The sequence below is a fragment of the Flavitalea antarctica genome, from assembly GCF_054461535.1.
In genome coordinates this window covers 259233-266936 of sequence record NZ_JBTLQG010000004.1, presented here as the reverse complement: position 1 = coordinate 266936, position 7704 = coordinate 259233, and the positions used below count along the sequence as shown (strand labels likewise).

Sequence of the window (7704 nt, the reverse complement as noted above, 5' to 3'; positions counted from 1 at the left end):
GGATTGAAGATAAAGGAGCATGTTCTTCATTAATAGGTATTTCAGTTGATGCAGCACATAGAGGCAAGGGTTATGCCTCAGAAATGCTTCGAATGGCAACCGGTGATTATTTGTCACGATTTCCGGCATCTGTGATTTATGCTCATGTCTTTTTAACCAATAAAGCTTCATATAAAAGTTTTATAAAAGCGGGATTTCAGCTTTTTAAAGAAGAGGAGTTAAATGGCATACCAAGTTTCATTCTAAATCTAAGCCAGGCAAAATATGCTTCAAGACATTAAAATAGGAAACGTTGTTATCGGGCAGGAGCATAAACCGTTCATTATAGCGGAAATGAGTGGTAACCATAACCAGTCCATTGAAAAGGCGTTGTTAATAGTAGATGCCGCGGCGAAAGCAGGTGCACATGCAATAAAACTTCAGACTTATACTGCCGATACATTAACCATAGATGTGAGACACGGAGAGTTTCTGATTGAAGATAAAAAGTCATTATGGGTTGGCAGAAATTTATACGAATTATACCAGGAGGCACATACTCCTTGGGAGTGGCATCAGGAAATATTTAACAGGGCTAAAGAAAAAGGCATGCTTTGCTTTAGCACACCTTTTGACGATACTGCAATAGATTTTCTTGAGCAGCTTGACGCACCAGCGTACAAGATCGCGAGTTTTGAAAATAATCATTTGCCTTTACTCAAAAAAGTAGCACAAACAGGGAAACCGGTAATTATGTCAACCGGTATTTCTACTGTTGCTTCTCTTGATGTAGCGGTGAAAACACTGCGGGAATATGGATGTAAGGATTTGATATTATTAAAATGCACAAGCACCTATCCGGCTACCCCAGAAACTACTAATCTTTTTACTATCCCCCACATGTCTCAATTGTTTGATTGTCATGTTGGTTTATCGGATCATACAATGGGTATAGGTGTGTCAGTGGCCTCAGTTGCTCTGGGCGCAAGAGTAATCGAAAAGCACTTTACCATCAACAGGGCAGAGGGGGGGGTTGACTCAGCCTTTTCAATGGAGCCACAGGAATTCCGGATGCTGGTAGAAGAATCTGAACGAGCGTTTTTAGGCCTTGGTCGTGTTAAATATGGAATCCTGCCAGAGGAGGAAAAAAGCATTGGGTTTAAAAGGTCCATTTATATTGTTGAAGATATTAGTGCCGGCGAAATTTTAACCAAAGAAAATACTCGTATCATCAGACCTGGCTTAGGCTTGTCTCCAGCACTATATGCCGATATGTTGGGTAAGAGAGTAAATCAAAATGTTGCAAAGGGTACACCCTTCAGTTTTGATTTGATAGGATAAATTATGAAGTGTGTAGCCATTATTACAGCGAGAGGTGGAAGTAAACGCATACCTAGAAAGAATATTAAAGATTTTCTAGGAAAGCCCATCATAGCTTATCCAATCGCGGCTGCTATTGAATCAGGGTGTTTCGAGGAGGTAATGGTTTCTACAGATGACCAGGAGATTGCTGATGTCGGCCTTTCTTTAGGTGCAAAAGTGCCATTTATGCGGTCACAAACTAATTCCGATGATTTATCGACAACTGCAGATGTGATCCGGGAAGTACTTAATGACTACCAGGATTTGCAAATTAACTATGAATATTGTTGCTGCATTTATCCAACTGCACCTTTTATAACTAAGGAAACTTTGGCCTTCGCCTATAAAAGATTGATTGAGACAGGAGCTGATTCAGTTGTACCGGTCGTGAGATATAGTTCGCCCATTTTAAGGGCCTTTACTATGGACAATGGAAATTTACAAATGCACTGGCCCGAATATATGACAACCAGAACCCAGGATCTACCTGATTTTTTTCACGACAGTGGCCAGTTCTATTTTCTAAAAGTGGCCGCCTTCCAGCTTTCAAATAAGATTTTTTCATCCAGGAGTGTGGGCCTGGAATTGTTAGAGTCGCAGGTTCAGGATATCGATACATTAGAAGATTGGAAAATCGCAGAGTTAAAGTATAGCCTTATTAATAAGATATGATAGGGATAGTCAATTACGGTATGGGCAACCTGGGATCAGTAAAAAACGCTTTAGATTTTATCGAAGCGCCGTCCAGGATAATTTCTGAGACTGCTGAGTTGAAAATGGTAGACAAAATTTTATTGCCAGGGGTAGGTGCTTTCGGAATGGCAATGGAGAACTTACATCGATTAGGATTTGCGGAAGCGATAAAGGACCTTGTACTCAACACTAAGGTTCCAATTTTGGGTGTGTGCCTGGGAATGCAGTTGTTGTTTGAAAGCAGTATTGAACACGGGTGCCATGAGGGTTTAGGTTTAATTAAAGGCAAGGTAAATTCATTTAAGGATGTTGTTTCCGGTTTGCCTATTCCACATATGGGATGGAATTCTGTCGAATTCAATCCAGGCGCCAGGCTGTTTAAATCAATTGGCCCATCGCCGAATATGTATTTTGTGCATAGTTATTTCTGCAAGGCTGATGCTGAAAATGATGTATCAGGCACAACGGAATATGGTATTCGTTTTCAAAGTAGCGTTGAATCGGGTCACATCTTTGGGTGCCAGTTTCACCCGGAAAAAAGTCAGAAAGACGGTTTAATGATTTACAAAAATTTCAATAGTCTCTGAGTTGCTGAAAACCCGTTTAATACCAGTATTATACATTAAGAATGGCCTCATTGTCAGAAGTGAGGGCTTCTCTTATCATCAGAATATCGGAAATATCATTAATGAAGCCAAGAGATACAATGATTGGGATGTAGATGAACTTATCTACATAGACATCAGCCGCGAAAAGTATTATGATATTCGTCGTGATGATCACAAGATAAAATCATACAGTTCAATTACAGAAATCATTGAACGAATTTCGAAGGTCTGTTTCATGCCTCTAACATTTGGGGGCGGAATAAAAACAATTGATGACATAGACCTAAGAATTCGAAATGGTGCAGATAAAGTTAGCATAAACACGCAGGCGTTCGAAAATCCTGGTCTTATCCGGGAGGCTGCGTTAAAATATGGAAACCAATGTGTAGTTGTCTCAATCGATTATAAGATCATTGAAAACGTTCCCGTTGTGTTTACACATTTTGGTCAACAGAATACCAACATGACTTTGTGGGAATGGGCGGAACGTTGTGAAGATGCAGGGGCAGGTGAACTTCTAATAAATTCAATAGATCGTGACGGCAAGGCTAATGGATTCGATACAGATACAATCAAGAAATTGTCCGAGGAATCCAAACTTCCAATTGTTGCCTGCGGCGGAGCCGGTGATCCGTATGATTTCGTTGATGTTGCCCAGGAAACCAGGGTTTCAGGAATTGCAGCAGGGAACATATTTCATTTTACAGAAAGAAGTTATCCACGGGTAAAAGAATTAATGAAAAAAAATAAAATTAATGTCAGATAAAAATACTGATTTAAACCCTGGTGGATTGCCAAGGATGAGATATTGCAAAAAATGCGTCTATCCTGCCAGTTCTGCTGTTCCTCTTGCATTTGATGAACGTGGAATATGTTCCGGGTGCAGGACGGCAGAGCAAACTGTCGATATTGACTGGGACCGACGAAGAAAAATTTTCGAAAGAATCATTGAGGAATACAAGTCAGCTGATGGCTCGAACTATGATTGCATCATTCCAGTCAGCGGGGGGAAAGATAGCTATTGGCAGATCCACCTCATAAAATCATACGGATTAAACCCGTTGCTGGTCACCTATCATGGCAACAATTACACGCCAACCGGAATGAAGAATCTATTAAACATGCGCGAGGTGTTTAACTGCGATCATGTTTTCTTTACCCCAAATATCAATGTACTAAAAAAGATGAACCGCCTCGGTCAGCTGATGATGGGTGACATGAACTGGCACGCGCATGCGGGAATCTTCACCTATCCAATCCAGGTTGCAGTACAGCAAAGGGTTCCACTTATGATCTGGGGAGAACACGGCTTTATGGATCTTGGAGGAATGCACTCGTATAATGACCTCGTTGAATTTACTTACCGTTACCGTCATGAACACTGCCTGAGAGGTTATGAGTGGACCGACTTTGTAGCTGCAGCGGGTCAGTATAACGAACAATTGGATCGAAAGGATTTACTGCCATGGGTCTATCCTGATGATAAGGATATTGAGCAAGTGGGGGTACGGGGTTTATTTATATCTAATTACTTCAAATGGGATGCTAATGTACACGGACCGTTGATGATTGAAAAGTATGGTTTTAAAGAAGCCGAACAACCATTTGAACGAACTTATCGAAGAATGTCAAATCTTGATGATATGCATGAAAACGGCATTCACGACTACATGAAATTTGTTAAGTTTGGCTATGGGCGGGCTACTGACCATGTCTGTAAAGATATCAGGGCAGGAAAAATGACACGGGAAGAGGGAATGGAAATAATCATGAAAATGGATCCTATAAAATCATCGGATTTGTGGAGGTGGCTTGACTATACTGGATGGACAGAAAATAAGTTTGATGAGATAGCAGATTCTTTTCGTGATCCGCGCGTTTGGTGGATCAAGAACGGTGAGTGGTGGAAAGACAATATTAATGGTGTACCATCTTCATTCGGGAAAGTTAACTTAACAAGCCAACAACAGGCAAGGTATAAAGTGATTTCATTATTGACAGAAATTTGAATTAAGAATGAGCCAGCTAATAAAAGAAAATGAAATTCGTCCTGAAGAACTAATGAATGGTCAGCAAGTAGCTATGACTATTGATATCGGAAGGCTCTTAATTCATGCAGGTGACTTTGTACACGTGGATTGTCCGGCTTGTGAATCATCGAAGAGTTCTGCGAAATATCAAAAATATGGGTTAAGCTTTGTCGAATGTAATGTATGCCAGACAATCTATACTAATCCCAGGCCCAGTGAAAAAGTATTGGAGGAATTTTACAAGCACTCAAAAAATTACGAGTATTGGAATAAATTCATCTTTCCTGCCTCTGAAAATGCGAGAAGGGAAAAAATTTTTGTTCCAAGAGTAGACGAAACAATCAAATTTTGTCAGAAGTACGGAATCAAAACAAACTCGTTACTTGAGATTGGTGCCGCTTTTGGTACTTTCTGTGTTGAGATGAAATGTCGAAATTTTTTTGATCGCATTGTTGCCATTGAACCGACTCCTGGTTTGGCACGAACTCTTAGAGAAAAAGGGATAGAAGTTATCGAAGATGTTGTCGAGAACATTGAAATTGAGGCTGAAAAATTTGATGTTGTTGTAAATTTTGAAGTCATTGAACATATTTTTTCACCAGCAGCCTTTATTCGCCATTGTCACAGGTTCTTGAAGAAGGGAGGTCTGTTCCTGATAACATGTCCAAATGGAAAAGGTTTCGACTTCGAAGTTTTAGGTGAGAAATGCAATAGTTTAGACCATGAGCACTTAAACTATTTTAACCCAGTTTCATTAGGCATATTATTAAAAGCTAGTGGGTTCGAAATACTTGAAACTTTAACGCCTGGGAAACTTGATGCAGAATTAGTAAGAAAAAAAGTGTTATCTGGAGAATTTAGCCTCGAAGATCAGCCATTCCTTAAAAGGGTCCTTGTTGACAGATGGAATGAGGTGGGCCAAGAATTTCAAAATTTTCTTTCTACAAGTGGTTTGTCGTCAAATCTGTGGATTGTTGCTAGATCTGTGTAAAGAGCAGAGTGCCATTTGAGCTAGTAAGATAGATTTTTCATAAATAAAACTATATGCAATGAGGCTTGATAGGTTATTAAAAAAGCAAGGCTATGTGGTAATACCGAGTGTTCTGACTTCTGAAGAGGTCAGCAAGGCAAGGGTATTGCTAACTAATATTTTTGCGACGAAGTCACCTTACAAAGGAGATATAGTGAATGTGCCCCCATATGGTAATGCATACGTTGATGTGTTCACACGGTACAAAGAACTAAGATGGATACTATTTAACTCAAAGCTAATTACACCATTAAAGCAGATTCTGGGTGACGACTTTATATTTATACCTGAAACGGCTATTCACGATTCCGGATTCGGTGGTTGGCACAAAGACACGACATCTCAAGAAAGTCGTGGTAAGCTTTTTCAATGGGAGCCAGATTTTTTAATGGTCCAGGTTGGAATTTATTTACAACCCAATGGAATCTATGGTGGAGGGCTTGATGTCATTCCGTTTTCACATAAGAAACGTGATCGTTATGCTAACGTGTTAAAGCCTAAGCTTACAGAAAGGATTCGCAACAAAATGTATCGTATGAAAATCGGTTCTAATCCATATAATGAGTACACCATTCCCAGCAAAGCGGGGGATATGATTGTTTTTGATTTAAGATTAGATCATAAAGCATCTTTTCCCCTTAAGAAACCCATACCGGAAGAACACAGAAAACTTGCAATTTTTATGATTGCAAGTGCTAATAACAGGCATGCTCAGAATTATGTTGACTATATTTCAAGTAGGGAGGACTATCATTATTTACAGAATCATGAATACCCAGAGGATTTAATACAAGAGGCTGCCGAAAAATCTATTACGTTGTTTCCAGTGAAACAAACAATAAAAAGCACTTGAATGCAAGTCTTTGCTGATTCTGATTTAAACGATATTTTTCGGATTGAGGAGCCGATTCCTATCGCAGATGTGCCATATTGGACCTGTGAGTATTATGGGTTTGGTAAATGGCTACGGAAATACGGGTTTTATCCTAAGAAGTTGCCTATTCGGATTTACACGGATCACAGTGGACCAAGTATACTAACAACTTTTAACCATTTCGAGTTGAGCAATTCTGCCGAAGCAATTATGTTTCACTCACCGGAAGTGTTGAATCAATGGAAACAGGAGCATTCTAAACCAGCATACAATTTATACTCTCCGTTTGTATTTTATAGAAGGAAAAATAAGGTAACTCTTTCAACAGAGGCGTTGGGGACATTGGCTTACCCCGCGCATACCATACCTGAATTAAGTGATTTGTCCAATATCCATGATTATATTCAACAGCTAAAGAATCTCCCAGATCAATATCAGCCAGTGAGCATTTCGCTTCATTTTCATGATCTAAATAAAGGGTTACATCAAGAGTTTATTAAACAAGGATTTAAAGTCTATACGGCCGGAAATCCAGCTGATTATAAGTTTACAGAAAGGTATTATTCAATTCTTCGAAATTTTAGGTACACGACCTCAAACATATTAGGGTCATATTCTTTTTACTCAATAGAAATGGGCATTCCGTTTTTTCTCGTTGGTAATGAGCCGATTTATGAGATAAACGAAAATTCGATTCTTGCGCTAGAGGCACTTAAATCTGTCCAAAATTTTGACCCCATTGTCAAGCGAATGACATTACTATTTAGAAATACGACTAATGCTATTTCCGACCAACAAAAGAGAGAGGTGGAGACTACCTTGGGGCTATACCATGGTATTGGTCGTTTGCATATGAGTTTTCTTCTTTATAAATGTTGGTTACGATTTGAGATTAAAAATTTCAAGATCCGCGAAAAACTAAAACTATTAGTTCGTCGGGTACGGGGGATTTAATAGAGTTATTGATAACTATTAACGGAGATTTTGATGGTTTGATTAGTTTTTGTGGAAAGGTAACAATTTCGCAGTTTAACCGATGATCCGATAGGTCGCTCGAAGGTGACCAATCTTTTTTAGGAAAATGGTAGGAATTTTTAAGAATAATTCAATTTCAAACGCTTCTTCTTT

9 protein-coding genes are annotated in these 7704 nt (G+C 39.2%); all 9 read left to right on the top strand.

Translation table 11 applies throughout. From position 1 onward, the window contains the following. On the top strand, nt 1–281 hold a 281-nt coding region (locus ACX0G7_RS07000; protein WP_458922718.1), incomplete at its 5' end, for a GNAT family N-acetyltransferase. After that, nucleotides 265–1320, top strand: a complete 1056-nt coding sequence (gene pseI, locus ACX0G7_RS06995) for a pseudaminic acid synthase (RefSeq protein WP_458922717.1) — start codon at nt 265–267, stop codon at nt 1318–1320. The genes ACX0G7_RS07000 and pseI, both read left to right, overlap by 17 nt. 3 nt (nt 1321–1323) lie before the next feature. Then, nucleotides 1324–2013, top strand: coding sequence for a pseudaminic acid cytidylyltransferase (pseF, locus tag ACX0G7_RS06990; protein ID WP_458922716.1), 690 nt, complete (start codon nt 1324–1326; stop codon nt 2011–2013). Next, nucleotides 2010–2621 (top strand): imidazole glycerol phosphate synthase subunit HisH, encoded by a 612-nt coding sequence (gene hisH, locus ACX0G7_RS06985; RefSeq protein ID WP_458922715.1) that lies wholly within the window; start codon nt 2010–2012, stop codon nt 2619–2621. Before pseF ends, hisH begins: the two co-directional genes overlap by 4 nt. Nucleotide 2622: 1 nt before the next feature. Then, complete coding sequence (gene hisF / locus ACX0G7_RS06980; RefSeq protein WP_458922714.1) at nt 2623–3408, top strand: imidazole glycerol phosphate synthase subunit HisF; 786 nt, start codon at nt 2623–2625, stop codon at nt 3406–3408. Further along, entirely contained in the window at nt 3398–4651 is a 1254-nt protein-coding gene (locus ACX0G7_RS06975) for an N-acetyl sugar amidotransferase (RefSeq protein ID WP_458922713.1), read from the top strand. Before hisF ends, ACX0G7_RS06975 begins: the two co-directional genes overlap by 11 nt. Nucleotides 4652–4658: 7 nt before the next feature. After that, nucleotides 4659–5663, top strand: coding sequence for a class I SAM-dependent methyltransferase (locus tag ACX0G7_RS06970; RefSeq protein ID WP_458922712.1), 1005 nt, complete (start codon nt 4659–4661; stop codon nt 5661–5663). Nucleotides 5664–5721: 58 nt separating this feature from the next. After that, nucleotides 5722–6555 (top strand): phytanoyl-CoA dioxygenase family protein, encoded by an 834-nt coding sequence (locus ACX0G7_RS06965; protein WP_458922711.1) that lies wholly within the window; start codon nt 5722–5724, stop codon nt 6553–6555. Further along, nucleotides 6556–7530 carry a hypothetical protein gene (locus ACX0G7_RS06960; RefSeq protein ID WP_458922710.1) on the top strand — a complete coding sequence of 325 codons (975 nt, stop codon included), beginning with the start codon at nt 6556–6558 and terminating at the stop codon, nt 7528–7530. It begins immediately after the preceding gene. The last annotated feature ends 174 nt before the right edge of the window (nt 7531–7704 follow it).

What these genes read in the sequence shown, in the direction of transcription:
- pseI (WP_458922717.1), top strand. Translation starts at nt 265, where the DNA reads ATGCTTCAAGACATTAAAATAGGAAACGTTGTTATCGGGCAGGAGCAT.
- pseF (WP_458922716.1), top strand. Translation starts at nt 1,324, where the DNA reads ATGAAGTGTGTAGCCATTATTACAGCGAGAGGTGGAAGTAAACGCATA.
- hisH (WP_458922715.1), top strand. Translation starts at nt 2,010, where the DNA reads ATGATAGGGATAGTCAATTACGGTATGGGCAACCTGGGATCAGTAAAA.
- ACX0G7_RS06975 (WP_458922713.1), top strand. Translation starts at nt 3,398, where the DNA reads ATGTCAGATAAAAATACTGATTTAAACCCTGGTGGATTGCCAAGGATG.
- ACX0G7_RS06970 (WP_458922712.1), top strand. Translation starts at nt 4,659, where the DNA reads ATGAGCCAGCTAATAAAAGAAAATGAAATTCGTCCTGAAGAACTAATG.
- ACX0G7_RS06965 (WP_458922711.1), top strand. Translation starts at nt 5,722, where the DNA reads ATGAGGCTTGATAGGTTATTAAAAAAGCAAGGCTATGTGGTAATACCG.
- ACX0G7_RS06960 (WP_458922710.1), top strand. Translation starts at nt 6,556, where the DNA reads ATGCAAGTCTTTGCTGATTCTGATTTAAACGATATTTTTCGGATTGAG.